General features: G+C 47.8%; 14 protein-coding genes. 3 read left to right on the top strand and 11 right to left on the bottom strand.

From position 1 onward, the window contains the following. Positions 1 to 59 precede the first annotated feature (59 nt). Together KE626_RS10870 and KE626_RS10865 are read left to right on the top strand one after the other, a co-directional pair. The gene (locus KE626_RS10870) at positions 60 to 476 is read left to right on the top strand and encodes a DoxX family protein (RefSeq protein WP_211972923.1); all 417 of its coding nucleotides are present in this window, start codon (positions 60 to 62) and stop codon (positions 474 to 476) included. 14 nt (positions 477 to 490) lie between these two features. Beyond that, on the top strand, positions 491 to 844 hold the full coding sequence (locus KE626_RS10865) for a cupin domain-containing protein (protein WP_211972922.1): 354 nt from the start codon (positions 491 to 493) through the stop codon (positions 842 to 844). 47 nt (positions 845 to 891) lie between these two features. Here KE626_RS10865 and KE626_RS10860 read toward each other — a convergent pair whose 3' ends face one another. The 8 genes from KE626_RS10860 to KE626_RS10825 form a co-directional block, all read right to left on the bottom strand. After that, on the bottom strand, positions 892 to 1,386 hold the full coding sequence (locus tag KE626_RS10860) for a hypothetical protein (RefSeq protein WP_211972921.1): 495 nt from the start codon (positions 1,384 to 1,386) through the stop codon (positions 892 to 894). A gap of 10 nt (positions 1,387 to 1,396) precedes the next feature. Then, positions 1,397 to 1,759, bottom strand: a complete 363-nt coding sequence (locus KE626_RS10855; RefSeq protein ID WP_211972920.1) for a VOC family protein — start codon at positions 1,757 to 1,759, stop codon at positions 1,397 to 1,399. A gap of 220 nt (positions 1,760 to 1,979) precedes the next feature. Further along, positions 1,980 to 3,557, bottom strand: coding sequence for a RagB/SusD family nutrient uptake outer membrane protein (locus KE626_RS10850; RefSeq protein WP_211972919.1), 1,578 nt, complete (start codon positions 3,555 to 3,557; stop codon positions 1,980 to 1,982). 20 nt (positions 3,558 to 3,577) lie between these two features. Further along, entirely contained in the window at positions 3,578 to 6,628 is a 3,051-nt protein-coding gene (locus KE626_RS10845) for a SusC/RagA family TonB-linked outer membrane protein (RefSeq protein WP_211972918.1), read from the bottom strand. Between the two features lie 36 nt (positions 6,629 to 6,664). Continuing rightward, the gene (locus tag KE626_RS10840; protein WP_211972917.1) at positions 6,665 to 7,612 is read right to left on the bottom strand and encodes a glycerophosphodiester phosphodiesterase family protein; all 948 of its coding nucleotides are present in this window, start codon (positions 7,610 to 7,612) and stop codon (positions 6,665 to 6,667) included. Positions 7,613 to 7,653: 41 nt separating this feature from the next. Continuing rightward, on the bottom strand, positions 7,654 to 8,391 hold the full coding sequence (locus KE626_RS10835) for an MIP/aquaporin family protein (RefSeq protein WP_211972916.1): 738 nt from the start codon (positions 8,389 to 8,391) through the stop codon (positions 7,654 to 7,656). Between the two features lie 13 nt (positions 8,392 to 8,404). Then, positions 8,405 to 9,898 carry a glycerol kinase GlpK gene (glpK, locus tag KE626_RS10830; protein ID WP_211972915.1) on the bottom strand — a complete coding sequence of 498 codons (1,494 nt, stop codon included), beginning with the start codon at positions 9,896 to 9,898 and terminating at the stop codon, positions 8,405 to 8,407. A 51-nt stretch (positions 9,899 to 9,949) separates the two neighbouring features. Beyond that, a complete protein-coding gene (locus tag KE626_RS10825; RefSeq protein ID WP_211972914.1) occupies positions 9,950 to 11,554 on the bottom strand; it encodes a glycerol-3-phosphate dehydrogenase/oxidase in 1,605 nt (534 codons plus the stop codon). Positions 11,555 to 11,914: 360 nt separating this feature from the next. Here KE626_RS10825 and KE626_RS10820 point away from each other — a divergent pair, with 360 nt between their 5' ends. Continuing rightward, positions 11,915 to 12,685, top strand: a complete 771-nt coding sequence (locus KE626_RS10820; RefSeq protein WP_346344378.1) for a DeoR/GlpR family DNA-binding transcription regulator — start codon at positions 11,915 to 11,917, stop codon at positions 12,683 to 12,685. Between the two features lie 36 nt (positions 12,686 to 12,721). On the opposite strand, the gene KE626_RS10815 is transcribed toward KE626_RS10820, so the two are convergent. The 3 genes from KE626_RS10815 to KE626_RS10805 form a co-directional block, all read right to left on the bottom strand. Next, positions 12,722 to 13,150: a hypothetical protein gene (locus KE626_RS10815; protein WP_211972913.1), complete on the bottom strand. Its 429-nt coding sequence runs from the start codon at positions 13,148 to 13,150 to the stop codon at positions 12,722 to 12,724. A gap of 142 nt (positions 13,151 to 13,292) precedes the next feature. Continuing rightward, positions 13,293 to 14,774, bottom strand: a complete 1,482-nt coding sequence (locus tag KE626_RS10810; RefSeq protein WP_211972912.1) for an FG-GAP repeat domain-containing protein — start codon at positions 14,772 to 14,774, stop codon at positions 13,293 to 13,295. 23 nt (positions 14,775 to 14,797) lie between these two features. Further along, positions 14,798 to 17,233, bottom strand: a complete 2,436-nt coding sequence (locus tag KE626_RS10805; protein WP_211972911.1) for a GEVED domain-containing protein — start codon at positions 17,231 to 17,233, stop codon at positions 14,798 to 14,800. Between the last annotated feature and the right edge of the window lie 38 nt (positions 17,234 to 17,271).

Here is a 17,271-nt window from a genome sequence, read left to right as displayed (position 1 = left end):
AGGCCTCCTTTATGAGCCATCTTTGTGCCTGATTAATTATCTGTTTAAAAAATCAGGACATGAAAATCACAGACCTAGCAAGCCTCCTGTTGCGCCTGGCGCTGGCATCCGGCTTTTTATCGGCCGTAGCGAGCCGGCTTAACCTATGGGGATCCAAATCTTCCGGCTGGAACAATTTTCTAAATTATACAGCACAGGTAAACTCATTTGCACCCAAAGGTTTTATTCCTGCCATTGCCATCACCAGCACCATTTTGGAAACCGGGTTAGGAATACTATTGCTTATCGGGTTTAAAACAAACTATGCCGCCTATAGCGCCGCCATCCTTTCGTTGCTATTTGCCCTGGCCATGACCTGGTCATTTGGCATAAAGGAACCAATGGACTATTCCGTTTTTGCTTTCTGCACAGGCGCTTTTCTCCTCGCAACGATGCCCTCCTACAAATGGAGCATTGATCAATTATTACTCAACTAAATAAAACGAAAAATATGAATACCGACATCCATCACTACATCGTAAGAAATAATCAAAAAGAATGGCAGCCGTTAATTGAAAAAGGCATCCGGTATCATGGCATATCTGTCATCTCTCTCCGGTATGATGAAACCGCGCAACGTTCCAAAACCATACTGTTGAAATTTGAAGCGGGAGCCACCTATCCTTACCATAATCATCCTGCCGGAGAAGAAATATATGTGCTCAGCGGGGAAGTAACACTGGAGGGCGTAACGCTTACAGCGGGCGACTATTTATATACTCCTCCCAATTTTAAGCATGCAGTTACTTCAAAAACGGGATGCACCCTATTATTTGTTATCCCGGAAGAAGTGGAAATTCTATAATTGTTCCGGCATACGCCGGAACAATATTTGAAAATAATTCAGTTCCATTAGTGATTCTTCTCCATGGTTTTCTTTAAGGTCTGCAGGTCCGCTGTTACCAGCTTTGCATCTTCCTCAAATTCGGCAGAAGTTTTGCCGGGCATACGAAACAGGGTAAACACAAATTCGCAGCCTTTATTATTGGTAATAACTCTCATAGGGTTATCTACCGTTTCACCGTTGGCAAATGTTACCTGGTGGTCGAGAATGCCGTACTCATTTGGAACAGGCCATTTTATCCGGATATCGCCCTGGCTGGTTGTACCGATCCAGTGGTTGTCTTCCTTCCTGATTGCCCGGACAAAAGCTACCCATTTGGGAAAGTTTTCCGGTTGGGAAGCGAATTGATACACTTCCTTTGCAGGTTTATTGATAGCAACACTGATGTTTTTTACCGGATAGGTGATGTCATTTGCCATAGCAGCATTTCTTGTAACGGACGCGTTGTCTCCACCGGCCAGCATAAAACTGACCGACACCAGGAGTACCAGCAGGTTGTTCATATGATTGTTGTTATAAAGCCCAAACAGCCAGTTCGTAACCGTCAGGATCTGTGAAGTGGAAGCGTTTGCCACCGGGGAAATTAAAGGTGTCTTTTACAATGGTACCACCAGCTGCAATGATCTTTTGTTGGGTTGCCTCAATATTATCTGAATAGAGAATTACCAACACAGTACCTTTTACCGGCTTTCCCGTGGTAAAGCCACCATCTACATAATCGCCTTCAAATGCCGTATAGTCCGGTCCGTAGTCGGTAAACTTCCAGCCAAAACTATTGGTATAAAATTCCTTGGCGCGGGTAATGTTTTTTGACAGGAATTCGAGGTACTGTACCTGTTCATGCTTCAATTTTCCTTTGGAATGAGTGTCTGCCATAGCTGTTGTACTTTTTGTAAAGTTAGGGAATAAGAGCAGTTCCTTGTTTGGAAAAAAACGCCAAAATCAGGCGGTTGTGTTTGCCAGGAAGCCTGATGGGTAACATGGGGAGTGGTATCCTGTTAAAAAAACGTGTGCGTATATGGCCACCTGGCAGCGCTAACAAAAAGCGTGTATGCGATAACAAACGTTATCGCATACACGCTTTTAAGCTAATAATTTAATATCCTTTATTCTGTTCCAGGTTTGGATTCAGATCTCTTTCGCCTACCGGGATAGGCCACCAGTAGTCCCGATCTTTGTCAAACCGGCGTGTCTCCAGGTTTTTACCACTGTAATTCTGAACAGTAGCATTCATCAGGGTTTCAGCTGTTTTCCAGCGACGGATATCGCTGTAGTACAGCCCTTCCCCCGCGAACTCTACGCGCCTTTCATGACGGATCTCAGCACGCAATGCCTCTTTGCTTAACGTTCCATCTATATGCGGCATTTTTACACGGTCGCGTATGCGGTTTAGCGCTGTAAAGATGGATGCATCCGGACCACTTACTTCATTCTGTGCTTCTGCATACATCATCAATACATCAGCATAGCGCAACACAATGAAATTAATATCGGATTGTCCGTCTTTCAGATCAGATTTATCTTTGGGCGGTGCAATGCTATCATACAAACTATACTTCTTCATGCCATAACCGGTGATGGCAAAGCGGGTAGGTTTAATGATGGCGCCCTGGTACATATCGCCCGGATAAGTGAATGTACCATATAGGCGCGGATCACGGCGCAGATAGGGGCTATCGGGATTATATCCGGAAGCGGGATCAGTAATTGGCAAGCCTTTGTTGGTATAGTATGTTTTGGCCAGGTCCAGCAATGGTGCATTGGTATTGTACTGTGCACAGATCAGGTCAAAAGAACTACCCTGCTGCGGGAATATATACTGCACATCAAAAATAACTTCCTTGTTATTTTCATTAGGCTGCAAAAATAATCCCCTGTAGTCGGCAAACAGATCATAGCCGGTGCCGGCCAGGTCTATTACTGCTTTAGCTGCATCTGCGGCGGCTTTCCATTTGGTAACATCATTGGTGGTATTCAGCAGCGGGCTCGCCTCATATAACAGCACTCTTGCCTTTAACCCCATAGCAGCACCTTTCGTTGCTCTTCCCAGATCGGCGCCGGTAAATTTCAACGGCAGTATGTTAGCTGCACTGTCGAGATCAATGAGTACCCGGCTCACTACCTCGGCACGCGGTGTACGCGGCAGATCGGACTGGGTATTTTTATCCGGCGGCGCCAGTATCAATGGTACTGCGCCATAGTAGTTCTGGAGCATGAAATAATAGAGGCCGCGCAGAAAATAGGCTTCTCCTTTCATTCTTCTTCTTACCGCGGGATCAATAGCTGCTACGTCATCCACCCGGGCCAGGAAAGTATTGCAACGGCCAATACCACTGAAACAATCAGCATAGCGGCCGGTTACAATGCCACCGGTACTGGACATCTGTGTGCCCCTGGCGATGGAGTTAAAACTCAATGCATCCGTTTGGTTGTAGGCATTGGGAGATAAGGTTTCTTCCCATAACGCAGTAGCATTGTTGGAAGTTTTACCACCATAAACACCCGCGTTTCGTAATACGGAATAGCAGCCTGCCAATCCGGCGAAAGCGGCTTCCGGTGTTTTCCAGAATGTTTCCTCAGTATAGCGGTCATGCGGGGCAGTGTCCAGCAGACTTTTGTTGCAACCTGCAGCCAGGGAACCTGCGCAGAAAAGTAAAAGAAATATTTTCTTCATGTTACTTGTCATTTGATTATTTAGAACGTAATGTTAATACCGCCGTTAAAGGTTCTCAACATCGGGTAAGTGTACAGGTCTGTTTGATCCAATACAGACTCCGGATCAAAGTCCTTGTAACGGGAGAACGTCAGCAGGTTCTCTGCATTGATGAAGAAGTTCACCTTCTGTATCTTCACTTTCGACAATAAGCTTTGCGGCAACGAATAACCCAGTTGTATATTCTTCAACCTCAGGTAGGAGTTATCTCTTAACCAGAAAGTAGAGCGCTGGAAATTATCGATACCGCCGGTGCTGGTAGTAACAATAGGCAAATGGGCATTGGGGTTGTCTGGTGTCCAGGTATCCCTGGTCCACTCCCAGGTAGCATTGGCGCCGTTGTTGAAAGGGAATGCCAGGTTAGCTACCGGCAGTGCTTTCACACCACTGATACCCTGGAATGCGGCAGTAAGCGTTATCCCTTTGTAACCGAGATTAAAGCCAAATCCGTAGGTCGTTTTAGGTACCGATGAAGAACTGTTTACAATAACACGGTCATCACCATTAATGATGCCGTCGTTATTCACGTCCCTGTATTTGATATAGCCGGGTTTGGTATTGGCAGATTGTTTGGCGCTATGATCTATTTCATCCTGCGACTGAAAAATACCCTCTGCCTGTAACAGGTAATAGGCGTCAATCGGTCGTCCTTCGCGGGTAATGGTACCGGTGCCGTATATAATTTCGCCATGCAGATCCGTTACTTCATTTTTATTCAGCGACAAGCTTCCGTATACGTTTACATCGAGGTTGCCGAAATGATCGGTGTACTGCACCGTGGTTTCCAGGCCGATATTTTTCACGGAGCCTACGTTCTGTTTAGGCCCTGTGAGGTCGCCCACCTGTGATGGCAGGGCTACGGAGCGGAGGATACCATTGGTAAGTTTCTGGTAGGCATCAACGGTAAAGCCTAAACGATTTTTCCAGATGTTGATATCCACACCTACGTTATAGGTATTGGTAATTTCCCATCTGAGTGAAGAATCCGCATCTGCTTTCTTCGCAGCGCCGGAATTCAGGATACCACCGAAACTATAGTCTTCTCCCAGCAACACAGAGGCCTGTGTGCTGTACAGGTCAACCGCCTGGTTCCCCATTTTACCTGCAGAGGCGCGCAGCTTCAGGAAGTTGATAAACCCTGACTGGAAGAATGCTTCTTTATCAATACGCCAGCCGGCTGATACGGACGGGAAAAATGCCCAGCGGCTTTGTTTACCCAGCCTGCCGGAACCATCGTAGCGGAAAGTGGCTTCCAGTAAATATTTACCGTCATAATCGTAGTTAGCGCGACCAAAATAAGACTCCAGTACATCGCGGGTAATGTTACCACTGGTGGCATTCCAGGTGGTACCTGCGCTTAATGCATCCAGCGTGCCATCGAGGTAGCCATACATGCTGGTGGCCCAGGTATCTGCATCCATATTGTCATAACTGGCGCCCACCATAGCGCTCACGTTATGTTTTGCAAACGACTTTTTCCAGTCGAGTGTATTATAAAAATGGATGTTCATGTTGTTATAGTCTGTTTTAGCAGACCTTGGTGCAGTAGCCGGGCTATTCCAGTTGGTAGCTTTGAATGTTTTCGGATCAAAGGTTTGCATACGTGGTGTGAAGCCGTTGAGCAAACCATCATATTTATCCACTCCAAATTTGATGTTATAGTTGATATCAAACGGCAGTTTGTATTCAGCAAAAACCGTGGTCAGGAAACGTTGTACTATTTTCGTTTGCAGGCCGTTAAAAGCCAGCATGCGTGGGTTTTCCCAGTTATTACGGCCGGTGGTCCTCATCCAGGAATTACCGTAGCGGCCATCTGCCAGGGTATCTGTGAGGATAGGGAGCGTACGTGCTAAATAAGACCAGCTATCAGTATAAAAAGGTGTGGTATAGTTACGGTAGTAACCATCTAAGGTGATGCCTGCGCGCAACCGTTTGCTAACATCCATCGTCGCATTTAAGCCTACAGAATATTTCTTTTCATGGTTACCGGGTCCGAAGAGGATACCGTTTCTGTCGAGGTAGCCCAGCGACAGGCGGTACTGGTACTTTTCGCCGCTACCGGCCACGCTGAGGTCGTGCTTTTGTATGACACCGTTTTTAAGGGCAATTTTATACCAATCGTTTGCAGGATAGGTGAAAGGATCTGTTTTCATCCCTGCTTCATATTCGGCGATATCGGCATCACTGTATTCCTGGGCCTTGCCTTCATTCTTCAGCGCCTGGTTTTTCAGCTTCATATACACGATGGGATCGTTGATGGCATCGGGTAAATAGGTAGCTTTCTGCTGACCATAGAAATAGCTGTAGTTCACATGCGAAGCGCCTTTACCCTTTTTGGTAGTAACGATAATAACGCCATTCGCGGCACGTGATCCATAAATGGAAGCAGCGGCATCTTTCAGTACGGTAATGGTTTCAATGTCGTTTGGATTCAGTTCATCCATGGAATATTCGATACCATCTACCAATACCAGCGGATCGTTGCCGCTGAGTGTACCAACGCCGCGGATGCGGATAGTGCTGCGGTCAACACCCGGCTGACTGTTGCTTTGATTGGCAAATACGCCGGGAACGCCATGCAGGGCGTTACTGACGTTGGTAATAGGCTGGCCTGCCTTGTCGCTCATTTTCACTGTAGTGATGGCGCCGGTGAGAGAGGCCTTCTTTTGTGTGCCGTAGCCCACTACTACCACATCATTCAGTTTCTGTACATCTTCCTCCAGCACTACCTGCAGCGGCTTACCGGTTACTTTTACTTCTTTCGGGAGATACCCGATAAAGGAAAATTTCAATACCGCGTTTGCCGGGGCATTGAGCTTGAAGGCGCCGGCAGCGTCTGTGGCGGCGCCGCGGGTGGTGCCCGCTATCTGAACATTTACACCGATGAGCGGCGTGCCATTGGCGGCGATTACTTTTCCGGTCACCGGCTGATCCTGCGCCTGTAAAGTTAAACTGTTACTACCGATGATTCCGATGCATAGCAATAGGAACACAGCCGGCTTTAACCGCCGGAATCGTGCAAGTAATTTCATACGTGTTTTTTGTTATGATGGTTGATTAAAAAATGGTCATATCCCTGCTGCCTGCAACCTGTTGGGGTAATCGGTGATGATGCCGTCTACGCCCATTGCTTTCAGCCTTTTCATTTCAGTAAGGTCGTCTACCGTCCATGGAACAATCTGAATATGTTTATCGTGACATTTTCCTATGAGCTCCGGTGTTACCAGTTTATAGGAAGGGTTATAAAAAAAGGGTGTAAATCCCAGCTGGCTCAGGTGCTGATCAAATCCGTTCTTTTTATCATCAGTAAGAAAACCTAGCTTAATATCCGGGTAGCGGCGGTGTATCACCTGCAACGGGCGCATATCAAATGATTGTACAAGCAGGCGTTTCCCCAGCGGCTGCAGTTGTTTTACCGCCATTAGTTTGGTGATATATTCTTCCGGCGCCGGCTGTTCTTTACCATCTGTTTTTTCGGAGGATTTAATTTCCAGCAGGTAGTAAGCCGCAGGCAGATGATTTGCTTTCGTATAGGCTTCCACGGAGTCGATCATTTCCGACAGCAATGGCGCGTAGGAGCGCATCTTTTGTTGTTCCGGGTAAGCGGGATAAAATTTTTCACCGATAATAAATGGCCTGATATCGGCATAGTTCATCTGGTAGAAAATATAGTCATTACGTTTTTCTGCAGGTATATCTTTCCCTTCGGGAGATGTGGTATACGACGGGGTAAAAGAAGCGTCATGATATACCACTACCTGTCCGTCTTTCGTAATATGCACATCAAATTCGATGGTATTGGCGCCGGTAGTTAATCCCTTATACATGGCAGGGATGGTATTTTCCGGCATCAGTCCGCGGGTACCGCGGTGGCCTACTTTATAAAAGGAAGGATAACCATTACCGGCAGTGGTGGCCGGCTTACTTGTTTTACAGGCATTGAGCAGGGATACAGCTGCCAGGGCAACTGTGCAGCCAATCAGGCCAATTGATATCTTATTTTTCATTGTTTTCATTGTTTCATTGTTTTAACGGGCAAAAAGCAGGAAACTAACAGCTAATGGCTGACAGCTAAAAGCTGGTACAATGTTGCTGCGAGTACAGCGCCGGCTACAGGCCCTGCTACAGGTACCCATGCGTATGCCCAGTCGCTGTGACCTTTGCCATTGATGGGCAATATGGCGTGCATGATGCGTGGGCCCAGGTCCCTCGCAGGATTGATGGCATACCCGGTGGTACCACCCAGTGATAAACCGATAGACCATACCAGCAGGGATACCGGTAAAGCGCCCAGGGAGCCAAGGCCCATCGGTGTTTTCTCTGCGCCAACGGAGGCATCGGTGAAATAGAAAATAGTAAACAGCAGTACGAAAGTGCCGGTAGCTTCACAAATAAAGTTGCGGAGTGGATTTCGTATAGCCGGCTCCGTGCAAAATACTGCGCGTTGAAGACCGTTGTCAGTGGTGTTGTTGAGATGGTCTTTATAGTTAAGCCATACCAGGCTGGTACCGATCATAGCGCCCAGCAGCTGCATGGCAATAAACAGCGGCACATCTCTCCAGGGAAATTTTCCGGCGGTAGCCAGTGCGAGGGTGACAGCGGGATTGAGGTGTGCGCCACTGTACGGACCGGCAAAAACAACGCCTACAAATACGGCTAATGCCCATCCGGTGGTAATAACGATCCATCCGCTGTTGTTGCCTTTGGTGTTGTGTAACACCACATTGGCCACCACACCATTGCCCAGGAGGAGCAGCAGGGCGGTACCAATTAATTCTGCTAAATAAGGATACATAATGTGAAATGATTTATTGGTGAGCCCATGATTTAGCTGCGTGTACAGCCTTGTTCCATCCGTTGATCCAAAGTTGCCGTTGTTCCTGCTCCAGCGCGGGTGAGAATGATTTTTCCATTTGCCACTGGCTGCTTATTTCTTCGGTATCTTTCCAGTAACCGGTTGCCAGTCCGGCGAGATAAGCTGCCCCCAGTGCAGTCGTTTCCGTTATACCGGGTCTTACCACGGTTGATTCCAGGATATCGGCCTGGAACTGCATCAGCAGGTTGTTCCCGGTGGCGCCACCGTCAACGCGCAGTTCTTTGATACTGATACCGGCGTCGGCCTCCATGGCTTTCAGCACTTCCATGGTTTGATAAGCGATACTTTCCAGTGCGGCGCGGGCGATGTGTGCAGCGTTGGTACCGCGGGTCATGCCTACCAGTGTGCCACGGGCGTGCTGGTCCCAGTGAGGTGCGCCCAGACCGGCGAAGGCGGGTACGAGATAAACGCCGTCGTTTTGCGGTACGCTGGCTGCCAGGGCTTCTACTTCCGAAGAAGCTCGGATGATGCCCAGTCCATCACGCAGCCATTGCACGATCGCGCCGGCAATAAAGATGCTGCCTTCCAGTGCATATTGTACCTGTCCGTTTATTTTCCAGGCAACGGTAGTAAGGAGATTATTTTTGCTGATAATAGGTTTGCCGCCAATGTTCATGAGCATAAAACAACCGGTGCCATAGGTATTTTTCACCATGCCGGGCGCAGTACACATCTGGCCAAACAGTGCCGCGTGCTGATCTCCGGCGATACCTGCGATAGGTATCTGTACAGCAAAAATACCGGGGGCTGTTTCTCCGCATACTTCGCTGGACTGCTTCACTGCCGGCAGCATAGATGCAGGAATGTTAAGCAGGGCGAGCAGTTCGCTGTCCCACTCCTCTGTGTGAATATTAAACAGCATGGTACGGGAGGCGTTGGTGATATCGGTTGCATGTACCGCGCCATGGGTAAGGTTCCAGATCAACCACGCATCTACAGTACCAAAGGCGAGCTTGCCTTCGTTGGCCCGTTCCCGTGCCCCGGGTACATTTTCGAGTATCCACCTGATTTTTGTTCCTGAGAAATAGGCGTCGATGACCAATCCTGTTTTTTCGCGCACCCCTGTTTCATGACCGGCGGCTTTCAGCTGATCGCAGTATTCCGCTGTACGGCGGTCCTGCCATACAATGGCGTTGTACACTGGTTTGCCGGTTTCACGGTCCCATACCAACGTGGTTTCCCTTTGATTGGTGATGCCGATAGCGGCGATGTTACCCCCTTCCAATCCTGCTTTGGCCATGGCTTCTGTGGCTACGCCGATCTGGCTGCTCCAGATTTCAGCGGGATCATGTTCTACCCAGCCGGGTTGTGGAAATAACTGGGTGAATTCTTTCTGCGCTGTGGAAATGACGGCGCCTGTTTTGTCGAATATGATGGCTCTTGAGCTGGTTGTGCCCTGATCCATTGCCATAACGTACTTGATCATGTTTCTCTTTTTTGTTACGTGGATATTACGTGGTCTGTTTTTTCGTATATGCTATGCTGTTACCTTCAGTTGTTGATGTGCGCTTTCATTTTTGAGCAGGTAATGTTGAGCTACCTGGATAAAATTGTTCACCTGTTTTTCCTGCCATGCTGTATCCTTATTCATTTCTGCGGCCATGATGGTGGCAACGGCGGGGGCCATGTCGATAGCAGCCTGTGCATCGAGGAAGAGTGCGCGTAAGCGCCTGGCCAGTACATCTTCCACGGTTTGGGCCATTTCGTTTTGCACGGCCCATATTACCTGCGCTTTGATATAGGGCAGGCGTGGATGCAATGGAGCGGCCATTTCCGGATGCAGGCTGATATAAGCTGCTATGCGGGTAGCATCGCTGCCATATACATCCAGTGGCGCCGGCGCGGAGGGGCGCTGCTGATAGCCGTGAATGCGGAGTGTTTTTGTTTTGCAGGCAGCCGGGGTAAGTCCCCCGGTTTTGATAGCCTGTTCCACTGTATCTTCCGCCATTCTGCGGAAGGTGGTCCACTTACCGCCGGTAATGGTAATAAGACCGGAGGGGGCTACCAGTATTTTATGGCTGCGTGAAATTTCTTTTGTGCTGCCGGTATTTTTCTGTGGCGCTGCCAATGGGCGGAGACCGGCAAATACACTGAGCACATCTTTGCGGGCTGGCGGGCGCGATAAATATTTCCCGGCGGTGTTCAGGATAAAGCTGATTTCTTCTTCCAAAGCTATCGGCTCAGGACTATGTTCATCCAGTGGTGTATCTGTGGTGCCGAGTAATACTTTGTTATGCCAGGGCACTGCAAACAATACGCGGCCATCGTCCGTTTTGGGGATCATGATAGCGCTGTTGCTGTTAAGAAAGAAAGCGTCGAGCACCAGGTGTACACCCTGACTGGGCTTTACCATATTGGGTGCGGTGGGATTGTCCAGCTGCAATACTTCGTCTACAAACACGCCGGTGGCGTTGATCACCGTTTTTGCAGAGAGGGTAAATATTTCTCCTGTTTCCAGGTCTTGTGCGCGCACGCCGTTTACCTTACCTGCCGTTGATTTCAGCAAACCATTCACTTTAAAATAGTTCAGCAGTACGGCGCCGTTTTCATCGGCCGTCCGGGCAATATCTACCGCAAGCCTGGCGTCATCGAACTGACCATCATGATATACGATTCCTCCTTTTAACCCTTCTTTGCGGATGGTAGGAAGCCGGTTGATCACTTCGCTGCTGCTGATGTGGCGGGAGCGGCCCAGGCTCAATTTCCCCGACAGGAGATCATATACTTTAAGACCGATCGTATAAAAGGGGCCTTGCCACCAGCTGTAATGCGGTATAATAAACTGCTGATTGTGTGCCAGGTGCGGCGCATTGTTCAGTAATAAACCTCTTTCGTATAGGGCTTCCCGTACCAGGGCTACATCTCCCTGGGCCAGGTATCTTACGCCGCCATGTACCAGTTTTGTGCTCCGGCTGGAGGTGCCTTTGGCAAAATCCGCCTGTTCCAGCAACAGCGTTTTGTAGTTCCTGGTGGCTGCATCCATAGCAATACCAAGGCCTGTGGCGCCCCCTCCTATTATGATCAGGTCCCATGGCTGATCCCCGGTTGCTTTTAGCTGTTTAACCGATTCAGTTCTTTTCATTTTATTACTTAATATCTTATAATTTATTTCATTTATTTTCCGTATGGTCACTTTGAAAACAAAAAGAAACAATTCGAAACCAAAATATAAAATAAAATGAAAAAGAAGAGAAATTGATGGATGAGCGGAAAAGAAAGAAAAATAATTTTTAAAATTATTATTAATCAATAAATTATATATTTACGATCAAAGAAATATCTTTCAAAATATTTCAAATTACCAGAATGAAGTAAAATTGAAGAGGGAATTTTACGTTAAAAAGGAATTATAAATAACAATATGAAACCAATTTGCGGATATTTGTAACGGGCTCATAAATATTCTGTGAAGACACATTTTAATACGTTAATTTTATCTGATATGTCTATGATCAATATTGCTGAACGTCATAAGTTTATCCTCAGTAAACTGCATGAGAAGGGATATGTTAATGTACTGGAACTGTGCAAAGAACTGGATGTATCAGGAGTGACCATACGAAAAGATCTGAAGCTGCTGGAAGATAAAGCACTCTTATACCGGTCGCACGGAGGCGCCACGGTACAAAACCCGTATACGATCGATAAACCGGTTAACGAAAAAGAAAATATACGCCGGGAGGAAAAAAACCTCATCGGTCAAACTGCAGCGGCCCTGATTGTCCCCAACGACGCTATCATCATAGCCTCCGGCACCTCGGTGCTGTCGCTCGCTAAAAACATACATCCCAAAGGACACCTTACCGTCATTACCGGCGCCCTGAACGTTGCGCTGGAACTACTGCGCCGCCCGGAAATTGAAGTCATACAGTTAGGTGGTCATCTGCGTAATAGCTCCACTTCTGTAACAGGCACTTATGCAGAAAAAATCCTGGAAGATTTTTCCTGTAGTAAACTATTCCTCGGCGTAGATGGTATTGACCTGGAATTCGGGCTTACTACCACCAATATCATGGAGGCCCACCTGAACCAGAAAATGATGGCTACGGCGCAAAAAACCATTGTGCTGGCAGATTCCAGCAAATTTGGCAAGAGAGGTTTCGGCAGGATCTGCGGACTTGAAGATATTGATGAAGTAATTACCGACAACGGTATTTCGGCACATGTGGTAAAACGGATGGAAGACCTGGGCGTAAAAGTGACGGTGGTGTAAATATATCAGCGTGGCAATCTATATTCTATTGTGGGTTTACTGTCCGCTGGACCACTGTACTCTCACGCTCACCTCGTGATTAGTCCCAAATTGCACCTGTACTACCCCTGTATATATTCCCCCGGTTACAGTAAAATTTATCTGCTTCCACACCGGGCTGTTAACCGGGTAAGAATACGATATACCGCTCGCAGTAGTAGATTGTTCATTGCCATTGTATTCCTGGATAACATAGGAATTGGGCGAATCCAGGTCAAAGGTATTTAAACTGGGAGCCGTTCCTCCACTTGGACTCCACATCACGTTGGTAGTTTTGTAATATGTACCGGGGATTTCGTTATTAAATACGGTTACTACAATGGGGCCCGGGGAATTTGTTTTATTATTGAACGACTGGGATTTCGCGGCGAATGAGAACAGGAAGCAAACTAAAGCTCCTGTTACAAAGAATAGTACTCTTTTCATAAAAATTGGGTTTAAAGTAATTGTCTGCTGATAACTAAAATGGAATGAATATAGATTGCCGTTCACTGATGTTATTTCCGGATAGTAAAATAAGCTTTGTTCAGAACAGGAAAGAATTAACTCTCCGTTAATTCAATAACATTTACTTACTGTGGTTAAACAATATCACTACCCCTGGTCCATCTTTCCATTCAGACCTGTAACCACCGGGCGCCATCACCATCATCGGGTAGCTGCCCAGCACAATGTCACAGTCGCCGTCGCCGTCAATATCTGCTGCATCCATTACCAACCAGCGGCCTACATTACCCAGGTGATTGGATAATACCGTAAAATCATGCTTATCTTGTAAATACAATCTCATATCGTCCTGTTGGGATGCTTTGGTATCCGGGAAATACGCAATAGCTGCAAGATCCATATCCCCATCGCCATCAAAATCTCCCGCGAGTACTTTGGTAACACCATTTTGCGGCAGGAAGCGCTGCAGGGTGAACGACTGTTGCCCGTTGTTATGATAGATATAAATACCGTGGTAGGGTTTCAGTACAGGTGAATAGTCGGCATTATCACCACAGGTGTAAACAATATCGGGGGCTCCATCATTATCCATGTCGGCGATATCGAAACTGGTAGAACCATACGCTGGCGCGAAGCGCAGTAAGGTATGCGCTGTAAAACTGAGCCCGCCTTTATTTTCAAACCATATCAGCTGTTCATTTCCCTGGCCAAACAGCGCCACTATATCCGGCCTGCCATCATGGTTCATATCGGCAACGGCTGTATGAATAGCGCCGGGCATGGAATATAACACTGTTTCTTTTCCTGCTTTCCAGATACTTAATTTTCCGTCATCTGCTCCAAATTCGCAGGTGAGGAGCTCTGAAGCGCCATCGCCATCCAGGTCGGCCGTTAATGTTTGTACGGGTCTGTAAAGATGAGAACGTATAACCGTAGCTGTTGTACCAGCGTATAGCCCTCTCCGTGATACGATTCCGTTTTTCTCCGTTGTGGGATTAAGAGAAGCACCGATACTTGTTTCCAGCACGGTGTCCTCCAGCAGCTGCATATCTGTAATAACAGCTCCGCCGGTATTGTAGGCATAGGTGGGTACACCGGTTGCATCTATATACCAGATCTTATGGTTTACCGCATCTGCGGCATACAGTTCATGTTTCTTTGTATTGATGCGTACACAGGAGATGTTGACGGATTTCTCACCGGGAATATTCACCTGGCGTATCTGGAATAGCTTACCAATATTGCCGCTTACCGGCAGCGTGTCATTCGTTTTTAGTTTTCCGGGAGCGTTGGTGAGATAATAACGCTTTATGGCCTGCCAGTCTTCATTACTGATAAGCGGTTGTGACGGTACCAGCCGGGCTTCTACAGCAGACAACTTTTTACCGGCCACCGCCTCCTTTACTCCCAGTCTTAATCCCATTTGCGGCAATACCATCTGCTCCCAGATACCGGCGGGTAATAGCGCCGGCTCCGGGAACAAATGGCAGCTACCACAGGTACGCTTTGCAATATCTTCATTTCTGCGATCTTTTCCGGGATGGCAGGCCGTTATAAAAATAATGACTGACAGCCACACCGGCAGGTAGCCCGATTTTTTCATATATCCTTTTACGTTATTAACATCTATGGCCTGACCAGCTTGCACTGCAATGTCTTCCCGGAATACTGCACGTTTACCAGGTAAACACCCGCCGGCCAGGCTCCTGTACTTAAAGATATCTTATTGTAGCCTTTCAGCAGTTGTTTTGGTGTATTATATACCTGCCTGCCATCCATGTTATAAATGCTGATCACAGCATTCTGTGCCTGTAATAACTGCAGCTCCAGCTGAAAGCTATCACCGGATACCGGGTTGGGGTAGACATTAATGGCATCGGCCACCAGCGAATGCTTCAGCGGCGCCACGCTGCTCATGAAATTGTTTGCCGCCATCAGGCTTCCCACCCCACTGATGCTCACAAAAAAATCCTGCGTAGTAGTATAATCGGCCTGGCCACATGGACCGGGATCTGTATTCCATGCATCATAGAAACGCACCCGCAGGCGCACCTTACCTGTTATCGCAGCGGCGGGTACTGTAATACTTCTGCTGATGTTTAACACAGTACCGCTGTTATCCTGTTTGGCGTTCCCTACCGAAAATAGCAATTCGCCGCCGTCTGTAAAACTGCCGTTCCCGTTCCAGTCGGCATATACATTTACTCTTGCCCACTTGGTGTTTGGGCTGTTGGTGATGTTAAGGGTAAAGGAAGAATCCTTATACTCCGCGATAGAATCGGCGGTATATACGCCATAACCATTTGCTGGATAGGCCGCGTTGGTATAACTGATATTATGCGCGGCATTGGTAGTTGTTAAGCTGGTGATGTAGCGGTCCTGGGCATTAGCGCCACCTGCCGCAGAGCAAACCACGGCCTGCCCGCCGTTACCGCCTTTTATCAGCGTGAGGTCATCAAATGTAACCGTTCCGGCGCCTGTATTGGTGAGCGTCAGTTTAATTGTTTTCAAATGATCCCCGTACTCTGTGCCGGTGGCGAGCAGCAGCGAGTCCTGGCTAAAAGTAGCCGTAGCAGTTTTACTGCCGAGGTAAGTACGCTGCACCACACCGGTTACGGGGGTGAGGTTTTCCACTTTTACCTGCACCGTACTATTTCCCTGCAACCAATAATTCAGGCGGTAGTTGCTGCTGTTATTGAGGTATATGTATTGTGCAGCAGACTGGCCTGCTGCCAGTACCAGTGCGCCGTTACCCGTTCTTTTGGAAGTGGCTGACAAGCTGCCGTTTCCACTCCAAGGCAACAAGGTACCATATTCAAAACCGGCATTGGGCAGTTCATTCCCCATTACAACGGGCCACTGATAGCCGCGGATATAATCCACTTCCATAGTAGCGGTGCTGGTCATGCCGGCGGTCCATCCGTAGTAGTTGCCCAGCAGGATATTCATAAAATGATTGGGCGCCATATTATGCAACGGGTCGCTCCATTCTTTTTTCAATACGCCGTCGATATAATATTTGATGCCTGCAGCCGTCCATAATAGTCCGTGGGTGGTCCAGTTGTTTTGTGTAGGAGAGGTGGCGTTATAGGTAGTGAGGTTTCCCTGGAAAGTGCCATCGGCTGCCACGTTGCCATGCATGGTAAAAGGCGTGGTGGTGGTAGTGGTAGCATTACCGCTTTGTTCAAAAACATCTATTTCAAATACCTGCCCCCGGGGTCTTACGCCGGTAACGCCATTGTAAGTATTTCCCTGCTCCATATAATATTTCAGATCCGGACCTGGTGCATCGAGCCAGTAGGCGGCATTTAAGCCTGAGGTAGCGTTGAGGGTATTGCTGCGTCTTACCCTTATTTCATAGTAACCTCCGCGGCTGTTGTCGAGGTATCGTTCATTTGAGTTCCAATCGTATGTTTGAATTGATGATAACTTCCTGGCAGGCCAATATGCTTTTGCGGGCATGGTATCATTTACGATCAGCTGGATACTGTTGCCTGTCATGATAATACCCGGCTGTGGCAGGGAATCGTGTTGCATGGCGGAGAGGTTGGTACCGGATTTAAAATCGATGGTAGAATAATAATTGGTGGACCATTTATTCCTGTTGAGGAGTGCGTCATTAAATTCATCCTGCCAGAAGAGCTGCATACCTGCCGGTACTGCTGCGGAGCTGGCGATGGACAGGTGGTTGACTTCTGCCGTATCGAGTGTCCATTGCCGGGTAGTGAGTACGGCAGATTGCAGCGCAGCAGAGGAGCCGCTGGCATTGTATGCTTCTACCCAAACATTATAAGTGGTGGTGGCCGTGAGGCCATCGATATAATACCTGTTGCTGTTGGCTGCGATGGTGGCGCCCGGCGAGCCTGGTTTAACAGCTGATACCGACCAGTAAATTTTATATCCCAGTTCATTGGTGGCATTGTCCTGCCAGGTAAGCCGTATCCAGCTGCGGGTGCCCAGTGTTTGCAACTGCGCAGGTGCGGCGGGTTGTTGTGCCATAGCGGTATATGCTGCCAACAGTGAGGTTAGCAGCAAACAAAAAGAACGTAATAAGCTTTTCATGGGTACCTGTGTTTTTTGTTAGTAACGCATAAAATGAA

Source organism: Chitinophaga hostae (genome assembly GCF_018224885.1).
GTDB classification, from domain to species: Bacteria; Bacteroidota; Bacteroidia; order Chitinophagales; family Chitinophagaceae; genus Chitinophaga; species Chitinophaga hostae.
The sequence above is the reverse complement of the archived record's forward strand: the minus strand, read 5'-3'. Positions and strand labels throughout refer to the sequence as shown.

Excerpts from the sequence above, each read along its gene's own strand:
- KE626_RS10870 (WP_211972923.1), top strand. The coding sequence starts at position 60 with ATGAAAATCACAGACCTAGCAAGCCTCCTGTTGCGCCTGGCGCTGGCA.
- KE626_RS10865 (WP_211972922.1), top strand. The coding sequence starts at position 491 with ATGAATACCGACATCCATCACTACATCGTAAGAAATAATCAAAAAGAA.
- KE626_RS10860 (WP_211972921.1), bottom strand. The coding sequence starts at position 1,386 with ATGAACAACCTGCTGGTACTCCTGGTGTCGGTCAGTTTTATGCTGGCC.
- KE626_RS10855 (WP_211972920.1), bottom strand. The coding sequence starts at position 1,759 with ATGGCAGACACTCATTCCAAAGGAAAATTGAAGCATGAACAGGTACAG.
- KE626_RS10850 (WP_211972919.1), bottom strand. The coding sequence starts at position 3,557 with ATGAAGAAAATATTTCTTTTACTTTTCTGCGCAGGTTCCCTGGCTGCA.
- KE626_RS10845 (WP_211972918.1), bottom strand. The coding sequence starts at position 6,628 with ATGAAATTACTTGCACGATTCCGGCGGTTAAAGCCGGCTGTGTTCCTA.
- KE626_RS10840 (WP_211972917.1), bottom strand. The coding sequence starts at position 7,612 with ATGAAAACAATGAAAAATAAGATATCAATTGGCCTGATTGGCTGCACA.
- KE626_RS10835 (WP_211972916.1), bottom strand. The coding sequence starts at position 8,391 with ATGTATCCTTATTTAGCAGAATTAATTGGTACCGCCCTGCTGCTCCTC.
- glpK (WP_211972915.1), bottom strand. The coding sequence starts at position 9,898 with ATGATCAAGTACGTTATGGCAATGGATCAGGGCACAACCAGCTCAAGA.
- KE626_RS10825 (WP_211972914.1), bottom strand. The coding sequence starts at position 11,554 with ATGAAAAGAACTGAATCGGTTAAACAGCTAAAAGCAACCGGGGATCAG.
- KE626_RS10820 (WP_346344378.1), top strand. The coding sequence starts at position 11,915 with ATGTCTATGATCAATATTGCTGAACGTCATAAGTTTATCCTCAGTAAA.
- KE626_RS10815 (WP_211972913.1), bottom strand. The coding sequence starts at position 13,150 with ATGAAAAGAGTACTATTCTTTGTAACAGGAGCTTTAGTTTGCTTCCTG.
- KE626_RS10810 (WP_211972912.1), bottom strand. The coding sequence starts at position 14,774 with ATGAAAAAATCGGGCTACCTGCCGGTGTGGCTGTCAGTCATTATTTTT.
- KE626_RS10805 (WP_211972911.1), bottom strand. The coding sequence starts at position 17,233 with ATGAAAAGCTTATTACGTTCTTTTTGTTTGCTGCTAACCTCACTGTTG.